Annotated in this window: 16 protein-coding genes and 1 pseudogene; all 17 read left to right on the top strand. The window is 34.2% G+C overall.

Translation table 11 applies throughout. The features are described from left to right. The first annotated feature begins 4 nt into the window (after positions 1 to 4). On the top strand, positions 5 to 1,171 hold the full coding sequence (locus tag RU93_RS08535) for a nucleotide sugar dehydrogenase (RefSeq protein WP_071875200.1): 1,167 nt from the start codon (positions 5 to 7) through the stop codon (positions 1,169 to 1,171). A gap of 691 nt (positions 1,172 to 1,862) precedes the next feature. Then, positions 1,863 to 4,751, top strand: a complete 2,889-nt coding sequence (locus tag RU93_RS08530) for a DEAD/DEAH box helicase (protein WP_071875199.1) — start codon at positions 1,863 to 1,865, stop codon at positions 4,749 to 4,751. A gap of 715 nt (positions 4,752 to 5,466) precedes the next feature. Then, positions 5,467 to 5,619, top strand: a complete 153-nt coding sequence (locus tag RU93_RS12095) for a hypothetical protein (RefSeq protein WP_169818103.1) — start codon at positions 5,467 to 5,469, stop codon at positions 5,617 to 5,619. Positions 5,620 to 6,368: 749 nt separating this feature from the next. Beyond that, the gene (locus tag RU93_RS08520) at positions 6,369 to 7,913 is read left to right on the top strand and encodes an AAA family ATPase (RefSeq protein WP_071875198.1); all 1,545 of its coding nucleotides are present in this window, start codon (positions 6,369 to 6,371) and stop codon (positions 7,911 to 7,913) included. A gap of 1 nt (position 7,914) precedes the next feature. Continuing rightward, positions 7,915 to 8,754 (top strand): HNH endonuclease, encoded by an 840-nt coding sequence (locus RU93_RS08515; protein WP_071875197.1) that lies wholly within the window; start codon positions 7,915 to 7,917, stop codon positions 8,752 to 8,754. A gap of 106 nt (positions 8,755 to 8,860) precedes the next feature. Next, the gene (locus RU93_RS08510) at positions 8,861 to 9,838 is read left to right on the top strand and encodes a LacI family DNA-binding transcriptional regulator (RefSeq protein WP_071875196.1); all 978 of its coding nucleotides are present in this window, start codon (positions 8,861 to 8,863) and stop codon (positions 9,836 to 9,838) included. Positions 9,839 to 9,965: 127 nt separating this feature from the next. Beyond that, positions 9,966 to 11,408, top strand: a complete 1,443-nt coding sequence (locus RU93_RS08505) for a sucrose-specific PTS transporter subunit IIBC (protein ID WP_071875195.1) — start codon at positions 9,966 to 9,968, stop codon at positions 11,406 to 11,408. Positions 11,409 to 11,446: 38 nt separating this feature from the next. Next, positions 11,447 to 12,946: a sucrose-6-phosphate hydrolase gene (locus RU93_RS08500; protein ID WP_071875194.1), complete on the top strand. Its 1,500-nt coding sequence runs from the start codon at positions 11,447 to 11,449 to the stop codon at positions 12,944 to 12,946. After that, on the top strand, positions 12,946 to 13,896 hold the full coding sequence (locus RU93_RS08495; protein WP_071875193.1) for a carbohydrate kinase family protein: 951 nt from the start codon (positions 12,946 to 12,948) through the stop codon (positions 13,894 to 13,896). Before RU93_RS08500 ends, RU93_RS08495 begins: the two co-directional genes overlap by 1 nt. A 711-nt stretch (positions 13,897 to 14,607) precedes the next feature. After that, positions 14,608 to 16,539 carry a BglG family transcription antiterminator gene (locus RU93_RS08490; protein WP_071875192.1) on the top strand — a complete coding sequence of 644 codons (1,932 nt, stop codon included), beginning with the start codon at positions 14,608 to 14,610 and terminating at the stop codon, positions 16,537 to 16,539. After that, entirely contained in the window at positions 16,532 to 16,996 is a 465-nt protein-coding gene (locus RU93_RS08485; RefSeq protein WP_071875191.1) for a PTS sugar transporter subunit IIA, read from the top strand. Before RU93_RS08490 ends, RU93_RS08485 begins: the two co-directional genes overlap by 8 nt. Positions 16,997 to 17,011: 15 nt before the next feature. Continuing rightward, positions 17,012 to 17,326, top strand: a complete 315-nt coding sequence (locus RU93_RS08480) for a PTS fructose transporter subunit IIB (RefSeq protein WP_071875190.1) — start codon at positions 17,012 to 17,014, stop codon at positions 17,324 to 17,326. A gap of 20 nt (positions 17,327 to 17,346) precedes the next feature. Beyond that, positions 17,347 to 18,408, top strand: a complete 1,062-nt coding sequence (locus RU93_RS08475) for a PTS fructose transporter subunit IIC (RefSeq protein ID WP_071875189.1) — start codon at positions 17,347 to 17,349, stop codon at positions 18,406 to 18,408. A gap of 19 nt (positions 18,409 to 18,427) precedes the next feature. Next, positions 18,428 to 19,699, top strand: coding sequence for a class II D-tagatose-bisphosphate aldolase non-catalytic subunit (locus RU93_RS08470; protein ID WP_071875188.1), 1,272 nt, complete (start codon positions 18,428 to 18,430; stop codon positions 19,697 to 19,699). Positions 19,700 to 19,813: 114 nt separating this feature from the next. Continuing rightward, the gene (tkt, locus tag RU93_RS08465; protein WP_071875187.1) at positions 19,814 to 21,808 is read left to right on the top strand and encodes a transketolase; all 1,995 of its coding nucleotides are present in this window, start codon (positions 19,814 to 19,816) and stop codon (positions 21,806 to 21,808) included. A 16-nt stretch (positions 21,809 to 21,824) separates the two neighbouring features. Continuing rightward, the gene (locus RU93_RS08460) at positions 21,825 to 22,523 is read left to right on the top strand and encodes an HAD family hydrolase (RefSeq protein ID WP_071875186.1); all 699 of its coding nucleotides are present in this window, start codon (positions 21,825 to 21,827) and stop codon (positions 22,521 to 22,523) included. 220 nt (positions 22,524 to 22,743) lie between these two features. Further along, positions 22,744 to 22,879: pseudogene (locus RU93_RS12400) on the top strand (IS30 family transposase); the annotation flags it as partial. Between the last annotated feature and the right edge of the window lie 1,085 nt (positions 22,880 to 23,964).

Here is a 23,964-nt window from a genome sequence, read left to right as displayed (position 1 = left end):
TCTTATGAAAATAACGATTGCAGGAACAGGCTACGTGGGATTATCCAATGCGATTCTATTAGCACAAAATAATGAAGTCATTGCGTTGGATATTATTAAAGAAAAAGTAGATATGATTAATAATAAGAAATCGCCAATTTCGGATCCCGAAATTGAAGACTATCTTGCTACAAAAGATTTAAACATAACAGCTACAACAGATAACTATGAGGCATTTAAGGATGCTGAATATGTGATTATTTCGACACCCACAAATTATGATGTCGAAAAAAACTACTTTAATACTCGAACAGTTGAGGCTGTCATTGCGAGTGTTTTATCCATTAATCCAGATGCAGTGATGATTATCAAGTCAACGGTACCCGTGGGATATACGCAGTCAGTAAAAGAAAAATTTGAGACCGAGAATATTATTTTCTCACCAGAATTTTTAAGAGAAGGAAAAGCGTTATATGATAACCTCCATCCTTCTCGAATTGTCGTGGGAGAACAATCTGAACGAGCACGAATCTTTGCGGAGTTATTAGCTCAAGGAGCAATCAAGAAAGATATTCCTATTCTCTACACCGATGGAACTGAAGCAGAGGCAATTAAATTATTCGCAAATACCTATCTAGCACTTAGAGTAGCCTATTTCAATGAACTTGATTCTTACGCCGAGGTCAGAGGATTAGATACGAAACAGATTATCGAAGGTGTCGGATTTGATCCACGAATTGGCACACATTATAACAATCCATCATTTGGTTATGGCGGTTATTGCTTACCGAAAGATACCAAACAATTATTGGCTAACTATCAAGACGTGCCTCAAAATATCATGTCTGCTATAGTCGATGCCAATCGGACACGTAAAGACCACGTCGCTGATATGATTATCAAGCGTAATCCAAAAGTGGTCGGCATTTATCGCTTAACAATGAAAATGGATTCTGACAACTTCCGTCAGTCTGCTATTCAAGGTGTGATGAAACGAATTAAAGCTAAGGGAATTGAAGTCGTTGTCTTTGAACCTGCACTTGCTGAAGGAGAATTTTTCAGTTCGAGAGTCATTAAAGACTTTGATGAATTCAAAGCTATCTCTGATGTGATTGTGACAAATCGTTTATCAGATGAGATTAAAGATGTTGTTGATAAGGTTTATACAAGAGATTTATTTAGTAGGGATTAAAGCTTAAGATTAAAGTCGAGTACTCATGATGTCTAGTTTTAATATACTTTATAAACTAAACGCTTTGTGAATTTGACTAAAGGGATAAATTGTTACAACCTTGGAACTGGTAAAGGAACCTCTGTCTTAGAGATGGTGAATGCTTTTATGTGAGTCAATCAAGCCGCAGTTCCTTATGAGATTGTCGACAGGCGTCTTGGAGATATCGCAACTTGCTACGCCGACGTCAGTAAAGCTGAACGCGAACTTGATTGGAAAGCTGAATTTAGGATTGATGAGATGGTAAGAGACGCTTGGAATTTTGAGCAGAAGCAAGGATTAATAGAGTTATAAAATTGTAATGTCTTTCTATCACTGGTTAAGCTATTCAGGACTGGTGGTAGGAAGATGTTTCTATATTGCAAGGTTTATTGGTAGCGTTTTCTTTATACCTAGATTAATTTTATATTACGCTACAGTTATGTAATAGTTAGTCATAATTTTTATCAGTCGTGACTAGTTAAATCACTCTATTTTATTTTTTTGTGAGATATTACATAGATTATAGTAATAGTTTTTCCCATTGGAAACCGCAGTTTTTACGATAATAAAATGTAATCTGATTGTTGAGGTTGAGTAGATCTTTAATTTAAGAAAATTGAGGATACCTTAGACCATTAAATATGTAATAGTATAAGAGGAGGTAATTGAATTGAATAGTTATTTTTTTGAAAACTATAAGAAACTAAAATATCCAAAACTTAATAATAAAACGAATGGATTAAGGAATGCACAATTGGGAGCTATTCATTCAATTTCATCATTTTTCACTTTGAATAAAACAAAAGCAGCGGTTATTGTGATGCCTACGGGTTCTGGAAAAACTGCTGTTTTGATGATGACTCCTTATGCCTTAGAGGCTAACAAAGTTTTAGTTATTACCTCGAGTAAGTTAGTGCGAAGTCAGGTTTCAGGAGAATATTCAACATTAAAAACACTAACTAAAATAAATGTTCTTAATAAAAATATAAAAAAACCAAAAGTATTTGAAATGAAAAGTCTTTATAAAGAAAATCATTACAATAAAATTGAAAACTCAGATGTAATTGTTGCAACACCTCAAGTTGGATTGAGCTTATCCAGAGTAGAGAATATTAGAAAAAAATTCGATTTAGTTTTGATTGACGAAGCACACCATGTCCCAGCAAAAACATGGACTGAAATATTAGAAAATATAAATAAAGCTAAACACGTTCTATTTACTGCAACTCCCTTTCGAATGGATAATAAGACGATAAAAGGAGTTTTTGTTTATAATTATCCACTATCCCAAGCTTATAAAGACGGTATTTTTGGTGAAATCCAATACATACCTATACCCAATGAACCAAATAAAGACTATCTTATTGCTAAAAAAGCAGAGTCAATTTTCCTACTTGACCGTAAGAAGGGATATGAACACTTTTTAATGGTGAGGGCGAGCAGTAGAAATCGAGCTATAGAATTACAGGAGTTATATAGCTCTGAAACAATCTTAAATTTACAAAGAGTTGATAGCTCTATGAGTTCAAAAACTGTGGATAAAATTATTGATACTCTACGGGAAAAAAAACTGGATGGTATAATATGTGTGGATATGCTAGGTGAAGGTTTTGACTTCCCCAATCTGAAGATTGCAGCAATCCATGATCCACATAAATCATTAGGAAATACTCTTCAATTCATTGGAAGATTTGCACGTACAAATACTGAAAATATTGACATAGCAAAGTTTATTGCGATGAATGATGAAGAATTAGTAATAGAAAATAAAGCTTTATATAAAAGTGATGCTATTTGGCAAGATATTATAATTGATTTAAGTGAAAATAAAATAAATAAGGAAGAGATAGAAAGAAAATATATTGGTGATTATTCTATCGATAAAAATGAACAAATCGACCCAGACCTAAATTTATCGTTACATACTATCAGACCTAATTGTCATGCAAAGCTATACAAGGTAACAGGATTTAATATACATGGTACTTTTCCTGAAATCTGCAACATAGCCTACGGGCCATTCTTGAACGAAGAAGATAATACTATCGTTGCTATAGGAAAGGGGTATGAAAAACCCAAATGGTATGCTGGTAACCTTATAAAAAACGAAGAAAATCATTTATATATTATCCACTATCAGAAAGAGACTAGAATCCTTTATATATATTCACAAGTAAAAAGTGAATGTGTCTATGAGCAAATAGTTGAATCTTTTTCTAGTAATTTTGATAAGATTCCAAAACATGAAATACACAGGGTTCTAGGAAATTTAAAAGAATTTGAAATTTTCAATTCTGGTATGCAAAATAGATTTAATGAATCTGGTGAATCATACAGAATATCTGCTGGATCTGATGTTAGTCAAGCAATCGATCCAAGTACAGGTAGGCTATATTCTGCGGGACACGTATTTTGTAAGGCAGTCCAAGAGGAGCAACGAATCACAATTGGATATAGTAGCGGTTCGAAAATCTGGAGTAGTTCATATGCTAATCTTAAAGATTTTGTATCTTGGTGTGATTTAAATGGAGCTAAAATATTTAATTCTGAAATGGTTGTAAAAACTAATACAAATTTTGACTTTTTGCCTATTCCGAAAAAACTTGAAAAGTATCCTCAAAATATTTATTTTGCGGATCTTTCAGGAGAATCTTATGCAAATCCACCAATAGTCTATGACAATACTGAAAGCACACTTGGTATTATAACTGATCTTAAGATTAGAATCATTAATATCAAAAATGATATGATTACGATACAAGCCTCTATTGAGGAGAAAGAGCAGAGCCTCATTTGTGACATAAATGGGAACTATCAATCAGTAAACGAAGAAATTCTGATATACGAGGGACGACAGAAGATTAGTTTATCTTCATATCTATCAAGCTATCCGTTAATACTCCGTACTACTGATGATATTATGATTCAAGGGAATGAAATCAGCGTGGGAAATCCAGAAGCTATAGTTTTTACAAGCGACAATATCACAACAATACCTTGGAAAGAAAAATATGATACAAATGTGAGTATTGAATTTAGAACAAGTAAGACTCGAAAAAAAGGAAAATCAATTCAGGACACGCTCCGTGAAGTTCTTTTTGAGAACGCAGAGCTTGATTATATTATATACGATCATAGTTCTGGAGAAATAGCAGATTTCATTACAATTCAGAGTAAAGAAACGGAATTTGAAATTACTTTGTATCATGTCAAGGCAATGAGTGCTAAAAATTATAATTCGAGCATAGGAGATGTATACGAAGTAGCCGGTCAGGCTACTAAGTCAATAATATGGCTAAAAAATAAGTCAACATTTCTTAATAAAATTAGGAGTCGGAGAAAAACTTCTCACTGCGAATTCATAAGAGGAGATTATGAGACATTTTTAAAAGATATGAAACTAAAAGATAAAGTATTTCGAGGTAAGATAGTAATGGTACAGCCTTCTATATGTAAGAGTAAGGCAATACCATATAAAATTCAAGAAGTATTAGCAGCGACAAATTATTATATTACTAATTCTGGAAAAGTTAAAACTTTTGAAATATGGGGAAGTTAAGAAATCAAAAGTAGAATAAGTCTGTAATTTGTGTAGACAGAATCAAGCTTGAAAGATGTCACTGATTTTAATATAACAATTTATTTGCACCGGTTAGTCTTTTGATAAAGTCTTCAAACATGTTGTTTATTGCATAATAAAAGTAGGTAGTATTGTAAAGAAAATCTTAGAAGTTGTATAAAGACCAAAGGCATACAAGCACAATCAAAATCCCTTACCGTTATTAGTGACTAAACAAATAATGGTGGAGGAAGTGAAAGGATGCTGGCAATGCCTGAAGTTAATCATATCAAAAATCTAAGAAATAATAAATCACTATCTATTAATGAAATATCAAAACGAACTGGTTTTTGTTAGTCAACTGTTAAGGAATGCGCAGATGATTATCAATTACCCTCAAAAAAAAAACTCCTTAAAAAAGTATGATGTATCAAGAAAAATGGAGAGAAATCGTATCTGATTAGTTGATGGAAAATCGTACATTAAAGAAGAGGCTTCGACTCAACAATACAATCACTTTCAATCAATTAGAAGCTACTTGGTTCCCCCTTGGCTTTCTATCTTAATTAATTGGCGGATAAAACCAATATCTATTGTTTACTCAAGATACTTTCCGTATCTTCCGGGGCGGAATACCTATAATTTGAACATTGATTCTGTTCAGTTAAGAAAAAAACGTGATAAGTGGATTCTCGAGCTTTTTTCCACGTATAGTTTGGAAGAAATAGATGATCACTTTTATGAACACGTTCCACAAGATGAACTGGCAATGAGTAAAATTGATGTCGCTCATCCCTTTGATGTGAATTGGACTTTGTATGATTCTCTTCAACCCGTCAGTCATTCTAAATCTGAGGGAGAAGCATGAGATTTCAGATAGACTAAAAACCAGATTTAAATCCTTGTGAGTGGCCTACGTAGCTGAGTTATATGAAAAGATTCCTTTTGAAAAACCTGAACAATATGTCATAGCATTATTAGAATAAGAATAAGAATTAGAAATGCTAGATTTAGCTCTCGCTGAGCGCAATTTCAAAAAAGTAAATTTTCTTAATGAAAAAGAATTAGAAAGATATCAGTCGAATGAATATATAAGATTCTCACCTCAACTTAATCAGAAAGAACTAGAGTCGACGGAGTTTATTAATCAGAAGCAAAATATCGTTCTTTCCGACTTGCCTTGAACGGGTAAAACACATCTCGTTACGGGGGGAGGATGTTCGTTTTGAGTCGTTTTTCCGGAAATTCGATAAGGTCTATATACTTATTCTTGATGAAATGGGCTACGTTTCGTTTAGTAAAGAATGCGCAGAATGTTTGTTTTAATTCATATCGGATTGGTATGAGAGACGCAGTTAGTCATTACGTCGAATTTAGAGTTCAGTCAATGGAATCGTATTTTTATCGATTCTCGTTTGAAATCTGAGTTGGTCGATTGAGTGATACATCATGCTCATGTACTAAGCTTTACCGGTTATAGCTACTGAGTAAATCACGCATTATCCATGCAGAAAAATTAAATCAAAAGTGATTGGCAAAGTTCTTAACTTCCTTTGCATTCTTCTAAACTTTTACATTGCAAAATATAATATTAAAATAACTATTTGGAGGGAATATATGGAATACTATTTTAGCGAATATTTAGACACTATGAAAATAGGAATTCACTTTATTTATGATAATTGGGATGACTTTGGATATAAAACATTATATACGGCTTATTATGTTTCAGAAGATAATAAAAAAAAGAAATTAGGACCAGTTAGTATTGCGACTGTTGCTGAAGCAATCCAAAGTTATGAAGCTAAAAAACCTTCAGACTATTGCGTATCATACAAATCATTTATTTATCTTGTTCAAGCATTTAGTTTTGACAATATTATTTCTTTAGGGAGTATTGAATATTACGAAAACCTATATAAAGAATTTTCTGTTTCTGAAGTTAAACAAATCTTAGAACAATTGAGAGATATTTCTTACGATTTAAAATTATTTGAGGAAAACAAAACAGTAGATGTTATACATACCTCGTTTCTTAGAGGAAGTTCAGTGAAAAAATTAAAGCAGCAGTTACATCGTGTTGCAACAAATGGTGTACGCCAAATTCCTTTCAATTTTAAATTAAAGTATACTGTAGAAAATTCAAGAAGTACGGAACTTACTTTTAAAGTAGACCCAGAGTCATTACTTCCAACAAATGTACATGGAATAATAGGGAATAACGGAACCGGAAAAACAACACTTATTCAAGATATAGTAAAATGTTATTTAAAGGAGGAACCTATCAATAGCTATTTAATAAAAGATTCTAGAGCAACTTTAGAAATTTATGATGATTATGATAATGAAGATTTTGAGAGTGTTTTATTTGTTTCATTTAGTGCATTTGATATGATAAATGAAAATTACTTTGCTAAAATGGATCGTCAGAAAAAAGATGATTTTCAAGAACAAAAAATATTTAAATATATAGGGAATAGTACTTTTATTAATGGTCGACAAGCGATGAAAAATCCAACGGAACTTGCAGAAGATCTTATTAAAAATATAAAAGAAATTAAAAAATCTCCTGAAAGAATTAAATTATGGGAAGAAGAAATTGTTAAGTTATATTTTGATCATGAAATTAGTAATTTTATTAGTAATATGTTAAATGATAACGAACTAGATGTTAATGAGGTAGCGAAGTTAAGTTCAGGACAAAAAATGATTCTTTTAGGTTTATCAACTTTGATATCTAAAATTGATGAAAAAACTTTAATTATTATAGATGAACCAGAGTCCTATTTACATCCTCCATTAGTCTCTGCATATATAAGAATACTTTCAGATATACTAAGTAAGAAAAACGGTGTAGCTATTATAGCGACTCATTCACCAGTAATTTTACAGGAGATACCTAGAAAGTGTGTATGGATACTTGAAAGAAATCAAAATAAAGAATTAAATGTTAGAAACCCTAAAATTGAAACCTTTGGTGAAAATATTGGCATGATAATGGATGATGTTTTTGGTCTAGATATAAGAAATACGGGTTTTTATCAATATTTATCTGAATTGAGCGAGCAAGAAGATAAAGCAAAAACTCTAATGGACGAGAGTAGGTTAGGATCAGAAGCTGAATTATTTTTAAATATTTTTTTAAGCGATAGGGAGAATTAATATGTTTGAAAGGAAAAAAATTCCCGATATAAGCGTAGAAGAAGTTGTTAGTTTTATCAAGAAATCATATCAAACAGATAATATAGGTTATGTATCTTATATTACTGAAAATTATATTATAAAATCAGTTGCTTATGAAAAAGAGTATCAGAATGCAGCTGAGAGATTTCATGAAATCAAAGCGGTAAAAACTGTAGATAGAGTTGATTCGAAAATAGCTACTTTTTTTTATACGAATAAAATAATAGGTAATAAAATAGGTAATATCTCCAGTAATATATTAATAAATAGTGGCGGAATCTGTGCGGTGTGTGATTCTCATGCTGATACGCTAGACCATGTTCTTCCTAAGTCTAAGTACGTACAATATACGATAACTCCAATAAATTTAGTACCACTCTGTTCCAGGTGTAATAGAGTAAAAAAAGATAAAGTTACAAATCAGAATAAAATAATATTCCATCCATATTTTCATGATTATGGTGATATGCATGGCTTAGTGATTGATTATAAAATTAGAAAAAATATTTATTTTTCTCCATCTTACAAGCTTGGTCAAAACGCTAATATTAGTTTTAAGTATAATTTTGAGGAAGTTTTTAAATTTAATGAAGTATTATCCTCTCTAGCAGGACATGAAATAATAAAACTTTCACGCATTTTAATAAATAAAACAGAATTAAGTAAGAAGCAGGTACAGGAATTTTTAAAGACTAGGAAAGATGGTTTAATGGATGGGTTAGATCCACAGTGGAAAATTTTATTATATGAACTTCTAATCAAAGAATTTGATGTTTTTTATGAATATGAAGTACTAATAAAAAGACAAGAATTAAAATGATTCTATCTTGTTCTATTTATCAGTAACTCTTCCCCAACTTCATTTGAGCAATCTGCCCAGCAATGGTATTCTTAGGTATATCAAGTGTGGATGAAGGAGAAAAAAGATGGCTTCAATCAAGGATGTGGCAAAACTAGCGGATGTCTCGGTAGGAAGTGTCTCAAAATATTTGAATGGCGGGAAGTTAAAAGCAAAAACGACGCTTGCGATTGAACAGGCGATTCAAGCGCTGAATTATGAAAAAAATGAGTATGCGACGGGTTTAAGAACGAATCGGACTCATACGATTGCGTTAATTGTGCCAACGATTTGGCATCCTTTTTTTAGTGAATTAGCGTTTCATATTGAAACCGAGTTGCGGCATTATCAGTCGAAATTAATTTTGTGTAATACGCAAAATAATTATGAAAATGAGATTGCGTATATCTCAATGGCGCGTCAAAATAAGGTCGATGGGTTGATTGCCTTAACGTATAGTAATGTCGATGAGTATATTTCGAGTGAGTTACCGATTGTCAGTATTGACCGGTATTTCTCGGAGAAGATTCCAACGATTATGAGTGATAATTTTGCTGGGGGCGGGCTTGCGGCTGAAAAGTTAATCCAAGCGGGCGCGACGAAATTGGCATTTATTGGCTATGGTTCGATTTATGATAATTCGACAAGGGATCGCTATCGCGGGTTTCAAGCGTATTGTCAAACGCATGGGCTTGAAGCGGAGGTCATTTATTATGAAGGGCATCACCATGAATTTAATGAAAAGTTGCCTGAACTGGTACAAGAAACGATTGTCAGTAAAGGGGTCGATGGGATTTTTGTGGTCAATGATGAACAGGCCTATGAAGTATTAAATTTACTGCAGCAAAATAATGTTCGCGTGCCAGAAGAGATCCAAGTGATTGGCTTTGATGGCAGTCAACAATCGACGAATATTCCGTCAACGCTTTCGAGTATTCGCCAACCGATTCCGGCGATGGCGGCCGCTGCGGTGAAGTCTTTAATGAACATCATCGAAAAAAAAGAGACACCGTTAGAAACCATTTTACCGGTCACGTATCAAGCGGGTATGACGACGAAGCAATAAAATAGAGATTCAAGCTGAACGAACTTCGAGTGGGGACCTTTAGGAAAAAAGGTTGACAACTTGAAGTTCGTTGTTTATATTATAAAAATGAAACGTTTCATTTTTAACGAAAATACGGAGGTGTGTCATGAGTAAGTTAGATATCAAACAAATAGCAAAACAAATCATTGAGGCAATTGGAGGAGAAAGCAATATTGTTTCGGCTGCCCATTGTGCGACGCGATTAAGAATTGTGTTAAAAGACGATTCGCTTGTCCAGACAGAAGTGATCGAGCAAATCGATGGCGTAAAGGGCTCGTTCAATAATGGGGGACAGTTCCAAATTATTTTGGGTACGGGATTAGTCAATCAAGTCTATCAAGAATTCGTCGCACAAACGAATATTTCGGAAGTAGACAAGGAAGAATTAAAAGAGATTGCCAGTTCGAAATTAAACGTTGGACAACGCGTATTGAAAGCGTTGGCAGATATCTTTGTGCCGATTTTACCAGCATTAGTCGCTTCCGGTTTGTTAATGGGGCTAAATAACTTATTAACGGCTGAAGGGTTGTTTGTTTCAGGTAAAACGCTGATTGAAGCCTATCCACAGTTTGCAGATTTAGCGGATATGATCAATATTTTTGCGAATGCGGCGTTTGTCTTTTTACCGGTTTTAATTGGTTTTTATGCGGCTAAGATTTTTGGTGGCACACCTGTTTTAGGGGCGGTCATTGGCGCGATCATGATTCACCCTGATTTATTAAATGGCTACGGTTACGGACAGGCCGTCTTAGACAATACGTTACCAGTTTGGACTGTCTTTGGTTTTGAAATCGCGAAAGTCGGTTACCAAGGGACGGTTTTACCGGTCATTGGCGCGGCTTTTGTGTTAGCGAAAACGGAAAAAGTCTTACGTAAATTTATTCCAATGATGTTAGACAATATTGTGACACCTTTAATCGCGGTTTTATTTACCGCCAGCTTTACGTTTATCGCCATTGGTCCGATCATGCGTGTGGTGGGTGATTGGATGACGAACGGTGTGATGTGGTTATTTTTTGAATTAGGCCCAATTGGTGGTGCGATTTATGGTGTGGTTTATCCCTTACTCGTGATTACCGGGATGCACCACAGTTTGGTGACCTCTGAAATGCAAATCTTAGCGAACATCGAAACACTTGGTGGCTCACCGACTTTTGCGGTTGTAGCGGCGTCAAACGTGGCACAAGGGGCTGCGGCACTGGCTGTCTTTTTCCTCTACAAAAAAGATGTGAAAATGAAAGCTATTGCTTCTGCTGCTGGCGTATCGGCTTTACTTGGCATTACAGAACCAGCTGTTTTTGGGGTCAATTTAAAACTGAAATACCCATTTGTAGCAGCGTTAATCGGTTCTGCTGTCGGAGCGGCTTATGCGACTTGGATGGAAGTTCTTTCGTTATCGCAAGGACCTGCAGGCTTACCAGGCGTTATCGTGATTCGACCGCAATCAATGGTGCAATACTTGGTTTCAATGGCCATTGGCTTTATCGTGGCCTTTGCGATGACGATCTTATTTGCTAAGATGAGTCGCGAAAAAAATCCATTAGCTTAAGATACGAAAAGAAAAGAGAAAGGATGTGGAAAAATAGAATGGAATGGTCAAGAGAAGAACGCTATCAACGAATGGAAGATGTTTCTGAAGCATCTATTGTAAAACTGGCAAAAAAGACAAGTGAGGGTCCTTACCGACAAACCTTTCATATTCAACCGAACACCGGTTTATTAAATGATCCGAATGGCTTTAGCTATTATAACGGGCAATATCACTTGTTTTACCAATGGTTTCCTTTGGGACCTGTGCATGGTGTGAAATATTGGTATCATGTCGCTTCAGACAATTTGGTGGATTGGCAAGATTTAGGCATCGCAATGGCACCGGATACGACCTATGACAGTCATGGCGTTTTTTCTGGAACGGGATTTGTGGAAAACGATCAGTTGCATTTATTTTATACCGGCAATACGCGAACGCCAGATTGGACGCGTATTCCGTATCAATGTCACGCCGTTATGGGGCATGATAACCAAATCAAAAAAGACGCTGAGCCGTTGATCAGTGATTCGCCGGCAGGATATACCGATAACTTTAGAGATCCGAAAGTCCTGAAGCAAGGACCGCGTTATTACTGTATTATCGGCGCTGAAACGAGTGATCACCAAGGTGCCATCGCGTACTACGTGTCAGATGACTTAACGAACTGGACGTACCAACAAGCCATTCAACTAAAAGGAAACATTCCCACAGAGAATCAAGGATTCATGTGGGAATGTCCGGATTATTTTGAATTAGCGGGTCAAGGTATTTTATTGTTCTCGCCTCAAGGAATGGCACCAGAGGGAGACAAGTATCATAATATTTTTCAGTCGGGTTATCTCATCGGCGAACCGCTTGATTTTGCCACCGGTGAATTTGAAGTGACCGAGCGCTTTAACGAACTCGATCGTGGCTTTGATTTTTATGCGCCACAAACAATGACAGATCCTCAGGGACGCCAATTATTAGTTGGCTGGCTCGGCTTGCCAGGAGTTGATTGTGTGACCGATGAATTCGGATGGGCGCACTGTTTAACGATTCCTCGAGAACTCAGTCTTCAAAACGGCCAACTATATCAACGACCCGTCCCAGAACTCGCGGCACTCCGTGGGAAAGAAGTCACCAAAGCCATGACACTAGACAATGAAACGGTCGTCGTCGAAGATTTTACCGCGCGAACCTATGAACTGAAAGTCGCATTTAATGACATAAAAGGAACGCGTGTTGGTTTGGCTTTTCGTCAAGGAGCCGAGGAAGTCACCATCTTTTATTATGACCTAGTTGCTAAAAAACTCGTCTTTGATCGCAGTCAATCTGGCAAATCTGTCACGGATGAATATGGCACGATTCGTCGATGTGATTTTTCAGAAGAAACACTCACGATTCAATTATTTATGGACGAATCTTCCGTTGAGATTTTTGTGAATGATGGCTTAGAGGTCTTTACCGCTCGGATATATTCACAATTAGACCAGAATCAAGTCGCATTTTTTGCTGACGGACAAGCGAGCGTTATTGCAACCCAATGGGAAATTTCGAATAAGGAGGCCATCTGATGACGAGACATATCTACTGTATTGGCGAAGCATTAATCGACTTTGCTTGTACGGATTCTTTAGGACTCCGTCAAGGCAAACAATTTGAAAAAAATGCAGGCGGCGCACCCGCCAACGTCGCAGCCGCAGTCGCAAAATTAGGCGGCGACATCAGCTTCCTAGGCCAAGTGGGGAAAGATGATTTTGGGGATCACTTAAAAAACACGTTGATTGAACATGGCGTGCAAACGCAAGGGATGATTCAAGCGGGCACCACGACGCTCGCCTTTGTCGGCATCGATCCAACGGGCGAAAGACACTTTTCGTTCGTGCGAGGAGCAGATGGCGACTATGAAGCTGCGAACGTACCATTATCTGAGATTGATGCTACAGACATCGTCCACTTTGGAGCGGCCTTAGGATTTTGTGGTGGTGCCTTAGAAGAAAGTTATTTCCGTTTACGAGATGAAGCAATCGCAAAAGGCGCCTTCATTAGTTTTGATCCAAATTACAGGGAGACATTGATTGCCCCAGAGGACTTAGCCGCATATTTAGCAAAAGTGCGCAGCTTTATTGCAGTAGCCGATTTTGTGAAGCTCAGCGACGAAGAATTAACCTTAATTACCGGTGAGACAGACATCCGTCAAGGCGCACAACAGATTTGTGCACTCGGCGCGAAATACCTGGCAGTCACGTTAGGAAAAGAAGGCACCCTTCTACAAAGCGTGGAAGCACAAGCAGTAGTCGGTTCGATTGCGATTAAACAAGTTGATTCCACAGGCGCAGGCGATGCCTTCACCGGCGGACTCTTGTATCAAATCCAAAAAGCCGGCACCGCAGAACTAACCTTTGCCAAACTAATCGACTTTTTAGCAGTCGCAAACGTCGTCGGCGCCTTAACCTGTACCAAATACGGCGCCATTCCCGCCTTACCGACATTAGAAGAAGTTGAATTAGTGATAGCAAAGTAAATGGAATATGATATTGATTGAAGTGAAAACAATTTCTAGTGTGCAACGTTTTTGAGATTCCTTTCTGGATGTAGTGTTAGGGGACTAACCTATGGCGGAGGGGAGTCTTTTTTGGATTTGTTATTGGGGATGATGAAGGTGTGATTGAAAGCGATAAATAGTTAGCTGCCTGTGATTCCTGATGGTCTCCTGTGTACTTAAGATATCTTAAGTACACAGGAGGTTTTTAATTTGGAAAAAAATAAACAGTCTATCGCACCTGTTAATTTGTAAGATCATCCAAATAATCGTTGAATCGTTGAAAAGTCCATGTTACAGAATTCCTCTATAATTTCAATTTAATTTGGTGTAAGATAAGTGATAATCATTTATGATCACTCTCTTTGAATGCTTTATCAAGTATTACAATTGAGTGTAACATAAGTGACATTTTTATTTTTTCCGAGTATTTCTAAAGTTAGTAATTTTAATAATATGTATGTTTAACTAGGTCAATTTAATGTATTAGATTAGGACCGCGCGGTACTAAGAATATTATCTAATAAAGTAAAGAGATTTACAAAAAGGTACAGCGTACTTGCAACAAGTATTTTTTAACAAATACTTGTTGCAAGTATTTGTAATATTCAGTAAGAAAATTAGTGGCTACAATGTAAGTGTATTCATGGTAGCGCTAACAGTTGATGAAAAAGATTGGAAGTGTGAATAATAATGTTAAAGAAAAGACAAAAACGATTGTTAGAACTATTAGAATCACAAAGTGATTATTTAACAGTAAGTGCAATCGCAAACCAATTAGGTGTGTCCCAAAGAACTGTTCATTCTGACTTACATAGAATAGAAGAATACGTTCAAAGCTTAGGTAAATACTTAGATAAAAAAAGAGGAGTTGGTATAGTACTAAGAGAATTAAAAGAGAAGAATTCATCTAAAAATGTTGAAGTAGACTATGATCCACAGAGTACTGTAACAAGAAGAATAGAAATAATGAGATTATTATTATTTGAAGAAAGTAATGTTAGCTTTAATTATTTATCTGATCTATTTTTTGTTAGTAAGACTTCCATTATCAAAGATTTAGAGTTTATCATGGAAATTTTGAAAGCAGGTTCTAACGTTGAGTTACAAAGTAATGTGACTGGAACAAGAATTTGTGGTAGTGAAATTGATAAGCAGAAAGCATTCTTACAATTCAATAGATACATACTAAGCAATTCTGATCTTTATCATGAAGAAACGATTCATCAAAAAATGAATTTATTAATTCCGTTTTATGGTGAAAAAATAATTTCAGTTTGTACCAATAGTTTGTATAGCTATGTAAGAGAGAATGTTAACGCAATTTCAGATTATTATATCCAAAATATCTTAAATATTTATATAATTTTAGTTTATAGAATCACTAACGATTATCATATTGATTTTGAAAAAGAATTTAAGTTCTCAACTAAATCTACTTTTTTTGATAAAAGTGCGATTAATCTTTTGATGAAGGCAAAGTTCAGACTTAATCTTTCTTATTCAGAAAATGACGTTGTATACCTGTCTCATCATATGATAGCAAATAGATTTGAAGCATTTCCTGAAGATAGTATTGATAACAATCTTGTAGAGGACCTATTAAATCAAGTTTCTACGGCTTTAAATATCGATTTTTCTAATGATGCTAAGTTGGAGGACCAGTTAAAAAAACATATTCCACCAATGATTTATCGATTACAAAATAATAATAAGACTGAGAATCCTTTTACTGAACAAATTAAGGTCGAATTTTCTTTAACATTTAATGTGATATGGGTAATTCTAAGTGAATATGAAAATGAACTAAATATTAGATTCAATGAAGATGAAATAGCATTTTTAACAATATACTTTCAATCGGCAATTGAACGAGCAAAAATAAATCGCAGGTTTTTAATTATTTGTCAAATGGGAGTTGCCACATCGGAATTATTAATGAATAGAATGAAGAATATTATTCCTTCATTAGACTCAATAGAGGTAGCATCAGTCCCTGAACTAGACCATATGGATTTAGATCAATTTGATTTTATTATTTCAACTATTAAAATAAACATTCCTGAAAAACAAGTGATATTTGTATCACCATTTCTGACAGATATTGATATTGAAAAAATAAAAAAATTAGGATTTGACCGAGAGAAACATAAATCGCAATTAGATTATTTAATTGATGCTTCTCATTTAAAAAGATATATAAATAAAGAGTTTGTTTATATAGATACTGATTTCTCAACTAAAGAAGAATTGTTAAATAGTGTTGGAAAAGAATTAGTTTCTAATAACTATGTCACTGAAAATTTTGTGACAAGTTTGATTAGTAGAGAAGAACTTGGTGGAACTGACTTACCTGCTGGTGTAGCTGTGCCACATGGCAATCCTAGTGACGTAAAAAGAACTACAATAGCTATTGTTAAAAATAAGAAGAAATTTAAATGGGATACTTATTATGTTGATGTGATATTTGTCATAGGAATATCTTATGAAAATAGAGCAGATACACGGAAAATACTATCAGATATTTACAATATAATAGATACATCAAAAAAGCTTGAAGATATAAAACAGGCTCAATGTAAAGAAGACTTGTTTATTAAATTAGGGAGTGAGTTAAATGGCTGAAAATGAAAAGAAAGTGATATCAGAAGAAATGATTTTTCTAGATAAAGAGTTAACTAGTCAAGAAGACATTTTAAAGTTTATCGTTAAAAGTGCTTTTGAAAATGATTATGTCGAAGAGGAAGATAAACTTTTAACAGCAGTTAAGAAAAGAGAAAATGAAATTTCAACAGCAATAGGATACTTGATCGCTATACCACATGGAAAAACGGAAGCAGTTAAATCACCATTTATTTCAATGGTGAGAACTTCAGAAAAAGTAAAATGGACTGAAGATAATGATGAGATGGTTAGATTAGTTTTCTTGATCGGTGTACCTGAAAAAAGTGAAGGGAAACTACATCTGAAATTTATTTCTCAATTAAGTAAAAAACTTTTAGATGATAGTTTTAGAGGAAAATTACTAAATAAAAAAAATAAAAATGAAATCTTTGAACAATTAAGTTCAATCGAGATTTAAAAGGAGGAAGTAATAATGAAAGTAGTAGCAGTGACAGCATGTCCAACAGGAATCGCCCATACCTATATGGCACAAGAAGCAATCGAAAAAGAGTGTAGAAAAAGAGGATACGAAGTTAAAGTTGAAACTCAAGGTAGTATGGGAATTGAAAATGAATTAGAACAAGAAGACGTTGATGCAGCTGATGTTGTTATTTTAGCGGTAGCAATTGGAATTGAAGGAGAAGAAAGGTTTGAAGAAAAGGAGAATGCTGGAAAAGTATTGAATGTTGATCCTGGAGAAGTAATTAAACATCCAGTTAAAACAATTGATAAAGCAGAGCAACTATAAAAAATAAGGGGTAAAATACTATGAAAAAAGAAAATAAGTTTTGGAAAGATTTACAAAAAGCTTTTAATACTGGTGTTTCTTTTATGTTACCGGCAGTTGTTGTGGGTGGTATTTTTTTAGCAGTATCTTTAGCAACTGGTGAAGCAACAGATGCAGGGATGGAGGTAACAAATCCTTTTATGAAGAACCTTTTAGATATGGGGTCTGCGGGATTTGCAATGATGATTCCTATTCTTTCTGGTTATATCGCCAACTCATTAGCAGGTAAACCGGCTTTAGCGCCAGCCATGATTTTGGGTTTTATAGCAAATAATCCAATTGGTGAAAATCAAGTTAAAACAGGATTCTTAGGTGCAATGATTTTAGGGGTTGCTACAGGATATTTTGTTAGATGGATTAAAACCTGGAAAGTTCCTGCAACTATTCGAACAATTATGCCGATTTTAATTGTTCCAGTGATTACAACTTTTGTTCTAGGATTAATTTACATTTATGTAATTTCTATTCCTATTGGAGCAGCTATGAATTGGTTAGTAGAAGTTTTAGGTAATATGCAAGGTGGGAGTGCGATTCTTTTAGGATTAATTATTGGAGCAATGACTGCAATAGATATGGGTGGTCCGATTAACAAAACTGCGACTGCATTTACTTTAGCATTAATGGCAGAAGGAATTTATGCCCCAAATGGAGCCCATAGAGTAGCTGTAGCTATTCCTCCTTTAGCAATGGCAATTTCAACATTTATTGATCGTAAAAAATATACTTCAGAAGATCGTGATTTAGGTATTTCAGCATTCTTTATGGGATTAATTGGTATCACAGAAGGAGCAATTCCGTTCGCGGTTAAAGACATGAAGAGAGTATTACCAGCCATCATTATAGGTAGTGCAGTTGGTGGAGCTTTAAGTATGGCGAATGGTGTAGAAGCATTAGTGCCTCATGGAGGTTTAATTATCTTACCTGTAGTTAATGGAAAAGTTTGGTTCGTATTATCAATGTTAATAGGTACCGTAGTGTCAGTGGCTATTCTACATTTCACTAAACCAAATCTTGAGAGTAAAGATGGACTAAATGAAAAATAATTAGGAGATGAAGAATATTATGAAAAAATTACCAATTAAGACTGTCGTAGAAAATTTATTAGAATTACAAAAAACTGGTGATAGTGCAACACTGCTAGGAATTGGACCAATGTCGAAAAACTGTGTTCAAGCAACTCTTGAATTATCAAAAGAAGATGATTATCCAGTAATGTTTATTGCAAGTCGTAATCAAGTTGATTCTGATGAACTAGGTGGTGGATATGTAAACGGATGGAATCAGTTTACATTTGCTAAAGCTGTAGAAGAAGTAGCAAATGAGATTAATTATGATAATATGTATTACTTGTGTCGAGATCACGGAGGACCGTGGCAAAGAGATAAAGAACGTAATGACCATTTACCAATCGATATAGCAATGGAATTGGGGAAAAAATCTTATGTAGCAGATATTGAAGCAGGATTTGATTTATTGATGATTGATCCCACTAAAGATCCTTTTGAAGTTGGTAAAGTTATTCCGTTAGATGTTGTTTTAAGCAGAACTGTTGATTTAATTGAATTTTGCGAGATTGAGAGAAAAAAACGAAACCTTCCAGAAATTGGTTATGAAGTTGGAACAGAAGAAACAAATGGAGGATTAACTTCAACTGAAACTTATGAAACGTTTATTACACAATTAAAAGAAGAGTTAGAGAAGCGAGACTTACCAATGCCAACTTTTATTGTTGGACAAACAGGTACACTAACACGCAAAACGGAACAAGTTGGAACGTTTAACTTCAAAAATGCTTACGATTTAGCACAAATGGCTAAAAAATATGGTGTAGGATTAAAAGAACATAATGGAGATTATCTTGATGATGTTACTTTACTCGAGCATATCCCTTCAGAAATTACAGCTACTAACGTTGCACCACAATACGGTACTGAAGAAACTAGAGCATATTTAAATCTTGCATCTGTGGAGGCACGACTAGTAGAAAATAACTTAATCGAAAAAGCTTCTAATATTCGTGAAACCTTACTAGTTCATGCAATTAAAAGTGAACGTTGGAGAAAATGGATGGTAGGCGATCAAAAAGATTTAACAGTTGATCAAATATTAAATTCAGGTGATACTGCGTTACAAGAAGATATTCTTGATATTGCTGGTCATTACACATTTAATGATGATGAAGTAAAAAAAGAAATCGAAATTCTATATAATAATTTAGCTTCACATAACATTAATGGGAAAAGATATGTGGTTGATCATATTAAGAGACCGATTCGTGATTATGCTGAATGCTATAACTTGAAAGGGGTAACAACAAGAATTACTAGTTTATAAATAACAAGAAGACCTAATAAAACAGATAAATCTTGAATGCTCAGAATTTTATATTAATAAAAAGAAAAATAGCTAATCATTCTTGATTAGCTATTTTTTGGAAAAGAGGATTTTATGTTTACAAGAATAGATCAAGAGGCAGTAAACACAATTAGAACGTTAAGTATAGACGCCATTGAGAAAGCAAACTCAGGTCATCCGGGTTTACCTATGGGAGCAGCACCAATGGCTTATGTTTTATGGACAAAATTTTTAAAAGTAAACCCAACTACATCAAGAAACTGGAAGAATCGGGATAGATTCGTTTTATCAGCAGGGCATGGATCAGCACTATTATACAGTTTATTGCATTTATCTGGTTACAATGTTACATTGAATGACTTAAAGAATTTTCGTCAATTAAATTCGTTGACTCCTGGACATCCTGAAGTGAATCATACAGATGGTGTTGAAGCTACTACAGGACCTTTAGGCCAAGGAATTGCCATGGCAGTTGGTATGGCTATGGCAGAAACTCATCTAGCAGCAAAATATAATCGTGAATGTTTCCCGATTGTGGATCATTATACTTATGCATTATGTGGTGATGGAGATTTGATGGAAGGAGTTTCTCAAGAAGCTGCCTCTTTAGCAGGCCACTTGAAGTTGAATAAATTAATTGTTTTATATGATTCAAATGATATTTCATTAGATGGACCGACATCAAAAGCTTTTACAGAAAATGTAGGAAAACGATTTGAAGCATATGGTTGGGAGCATATTCTTGTTAAGGATGGTAATAATTTAGATGAGATTTTTGACGCTATAGAAAAATCAAAAATTTCAGATAAACCAACATTGATTGAAGTTAAAACAATTATAGGATTCGGTTCAAAAAATCAAGGAACATCAAAAGTACACGGATCTCCATTAGGACAAGAAGACGTAAACTCAGTAAAAGATTTTTATGATGTAGAGAGCAAAGAACCTTTCTTTATTTCTAATAAAATCAAAATTCATATTTTGAAGGAGATGGAGAAAGGAATCGAAATGGAAGAGAATTGGAATTCGTTATTTAAAAAATATAAAGAAGAATATCCAGACTTAGCAAAAGAATATGAGATAGCTCACAGTGACAAGCTACCTCAAAATTGGGATGCCAATCTTCCTTCTTATAATTTTGGAGAGAGTTCGGCTAGTAGAGTTACTAGTAGTGAAACTTTACAAAAACTTTCATCTAACATACCATTTTTGTGGGGTGGATCAGCAGATTTATCAGCTTCAAATAATACAATGATACTAGGTGAATCAGATTATGCTCCAGATAATTATTCCGGAAAGAATATTTGGTTTGGCGTAAGAGAATTTGCAATGGCTTCTATAATGAATGGAATTCAATTGCATGGTGGAAGCAGAATTTATGGCGGAACATTCTTTGTTTTTGTTGATTATTTAAGAGCCGCAATTCGATTAAGTGCTTTACAAAAACTACCAGTAATTTATGTTTTAACTCATGATTCAATAGCTGTGGGTGAAGATGGACCAACGCATGAACCTGTTGAACAGTTAGCCAGTTTAAGATCCATGCCTAATTTAAATGTAATTAGACCAGCAGACGGTAATGAAACTGTAGAAGCTTGGAAGATTGCGTTAAATTCAAGTGAAACACCTACAGTATTAGCTTTAAGTAGACAAAATTTACCCGTTATTGAAGGAACCAAAGAAAAAGCAAGAATGGGTGTTTCTAAAGGAGCATATGTAGTTTCTCCGCAAAAAGGAAGCAAGCCTGAAGGAATACTGATTGCGTCAGGTTCGGAAGTAAACTTAGCCATCAATGCTCAAAAAGAGTTGTTACTAGATGGTAAAGATGTTTCAGTAGTTTCTGTCCCATGTTTTAGATTATTTTATAATCAGAGCGATGATTATAAAGAATCAGTATTACCAGAAAATGTAAAAAATAGAATCTCAATTGAAATGGGATCAAGTTTTGGATGGAAAGAACTTGTTGGAGATAAAGGTAAAGTATTAAGTATTGATAGATTCGGCATGAGTGCTCCGGGTAATGAAATTATTGAAGAATATGGATTTACAGTTGAAAATATCGTTAATATTTATAATCTATTTAATTAATCGAAAGGTGTGAAAAATGAAAGCAATAATATTTGATGTGGATGATACGCTATATGATCAAGTAGTTCCATTTAAAAAAGCAGTTGAAAAAAATTTTCTAAATAATAATATCGATGTAGAAAAACTATACCAAATGAGTAGAAAACTTAGTGATGAAGTATTTGAACTAACTGAAAGCGGCGAAATGAGTTTAGAAGAGATGCATATATACAGAATTCAAGAGGCTTGTAAACATTTTGGAATGTTTATTAGTATAGAAGATGCAATTAATTTTCAGAACGACTATCAAAATAATCAAAAAGAAATAGAGTTATTATCAGATATTCAAGATTCATTTGATTTTCTATTAGATAATAACATCACTATGGGAATTATCACTAATGGCCCAAAGGAACATCAAAAAAATAAAATTAAGCAACTGGGTTTAGAAAGATGGATTCCAAGAGAAAATATATTTATCTCTTCTGAAGTTGGAATAGCTAAACCAGATATCAGAATATTTGAATTAGTTCAAAAGAAATTGAACTTAGTCCCTAATAAAACTTATTATGTTGGAGATTCTTTTGACAACGATATTTTGGGTGCATCAAATGCTGGTTGGAATACAGTTTGGAGTAACAGAAAAAACAAAAAAAATCCTAACAGTAATATTCACCCAACGTTTATTATAAATGAAAAAAATAGCTTGTTAAAAATTTTAAATAATCTGAAATAAAACGCTTTCGCAAATAGTAGTAATTAAATGATTCTTTCTGACTGTGACACTAACAGTCAGAAAGAATCATTTTTAATTTAAGTGTTTAAAAAAGGACAACGATTATACATAATTCTTTTGATTACGCCGATTGTATAATTAAGTGAGACAAATAAAAGAGCCATTTATGTTACACTCAAATTGTAATACCCGCTAAAGCATACAAGGAGAGTGAACATAAATGACTTATACCCATCTTACACCAAACGAGCTTGTAATGATAGAAGCATATTATCATCAAGAAACCGCCGCATCCATAGTTGCAAAAAACTAAAAAAATTCACCAGACTATATACAATTTTTATAATTTTCTTAAAAAAAGATAAAATATCAGCAATATTAATGATAACAATAACTATTTTGCAAATCCAGGAGAATTCTCCTAGCGAGAAGTGAATGAATTTTCGAAGCGTCTTCTTTGAAAAGATTATCTTCCAAAGAAATGGACTTTAATCAAGTGGATCAATCTTTTCTGTCTACCGTTATTTTAAAAAGAATTCACATACCTAGAAAATCACTAAATTACCAAAAACTACTGGCAGTCATTTTGATTTACGTAAATTCAAAGTAATTGTCGCACAAGAGGGTATATCTCAAGATTTTTTAGATAAGAGTTCTTAGAACAACTAGCTTGTTTAAATAAAAATTTCAAAATCAGTAGAAGTTTGTGAATGAATGTGTTATGATGAAAAACATAACAAATGTTTTCCATAAGACAGTTCCGGACGAGTAAATCGGGAATTGCCTTATTCTTTTTATCGTTAAATGATATCGCTTACATTTAGTGTGGCGAGATAGTGGAGGACTCTGTTGATCGATTCAAGAACGAATTTTTGAGTGTTTTGATCGATGAAAAAACAGAACGCTAGATGGCGATGAAGGCTCGTTATCATCGGTTTTTGAAGGGTTATCGTCAGTCATAGGTTCGTGATAGAAGTCAAAAATGCTAAAAACGTGTATTCAAATCAGATAGGATTGATCATCATCGAAAGGAGAAGACTTGTATACTTTACCTTTTAGTTTATACGAAGTGGTGGCTACGAAATTGCTGAAGTCGCTGATCAATCAGTAGAAGAGTCGCTTCGAAAATGAACTAAAGAGCTAATGATATAAGTGAAAAATATCACAATATCTTATTTATTACTTAAAGAAATGGAGTGCAAAAAAGGAATATCAGGGTCATTGGAAAGAGATGATCATATCGAATCGTTTTCGTGAACTCGTTATTTACCAACTTTTTTAAAGCCCAATTGTTCGTCAGTGTGTTAGCGGATGACTTTAGTGTAGAATTTTGCGGATTGCCTGTCTTTAATGAATGGATGCGTTTTAAATAACATTAGGAGGTTTTTCAATGGGAAATTATAGAATTTACGGGCGAGAAAACCCACTATTTTAATGGTGG

This window comes from Enterococcus aquimarinus (assembly GCF_001885765.1).
Classification (GTDB): Bacteria; Bacillota; Bacilli; order Lactobacillales; family Enterococcaceae; genus Enterococcus_I; species Enterococcus_I aquimarinus.
This window is presented reverse-complemented; position numbering and strand designations above follow the sequence as displayed.

What these genes read in the sequence shown, in the direction of transcription:
- RU93_RS08505 (WP_071875195.1), top strand. Translation starts at nt 9,966, where the DNA reads ATGAGTAAGTTAGATATCAAACAAATAGCAAAACAAATCATTGAGGCA.
- RU93_RS08510 (WP_071875196.1), top strand. Translation starts at nt 8,861, where the DNA reads ATGGCTTCAATCAAGGATGTGGCAAAACTAGCGGATGTCTCGGTAGGA.
- RU93_RS08485 (WP_071875191.1), top strand. Translation starts at nt 16,532, where the DNA reads ATGGCTGAAAATGAAAAGAAAGTGATATCAGAAGAAATGATTTTTCTA.
- RU93_RS08460 (WP_071875186.1), top strand. Translation starts at nt 21,825, where the DNA reads ATGAAAGCAATAATATTTGATGTGGATGATACGCTATATGATCAAGTA.
- RU93_RS08490 (WP_071875192.1), top strand. Translation starts at nt 14,608, where the DNA reads ATGTTAAAGAAAAGACAAAAACGATTGTTAGAACTATTAGAATCACAA.
- RU93_RS08520 (WP_071875198.1), top strand. Translation starts at nt 6,369, where the DNA reads ATGGAATACTATTTTAGCGAATATTTAGACACTATGAAAATAGGAATT.
- RU93_RS08495 (WP_071875193.1), top strand. Translation starts at nt 12,946, where the DNA reads ATGACGAGACATATCTACTGTATTGGCGAAGCATTAATCGACTTTGCT.
- RU93_RS08500 (WP_071875194.1), top strand. Translation starts at nt 11,447, where the DNA reads ATGGAATGGTCAAGAGAAGAACGCTATCAACGAATGGAAGATGTTTCT.
- RU93_RS08475 (WP_071875189.1), top strand. Translation starts at nt 17,347, where the DNA reads ATGAAAAAAGAAAATAAGTTTTGGAAAGATTTACAAAAAGCTTTTAAT.
- RU93_RS08515 (WP_071875197.1), top strand. Translation starts at nt 7,915, where the DNA reads ATGTTTGAAAGGAAAAAAATTCCCGATATAAGCGTAGAAGAAGTTGTT.
- tkt (WP_071875187.1), top strand. Translation starts at nt 19,814, where the DNA reads ATGTTTACAAGAATAGATCAAGAGGCAGTAAACACAATTAGAACGTTA.
- RU93_RS08470 (WP_071875188.1), top strand. Translation starts at nt 18,428, where the DNA reads ATGAAAAAATTACCAATTAAGACTGTCGTAGAAAATTTATTAGAATTA.
- RU93_RS08535 (WP_071875200.1), top strand. Translation starts at nt 5, where the DNA reads ATGAAAATAACGATTGCAGGAACAGGCTACGTGGGATTATCCAATGCG.
- RU93_RS08480 (WP_071875190.1), top strand. Translation starts at nt 17,012, where the DNA reads ATGAAAGTAGTAGCAGTGACAGCATGTCCAACAGGAATCGCCCATACC.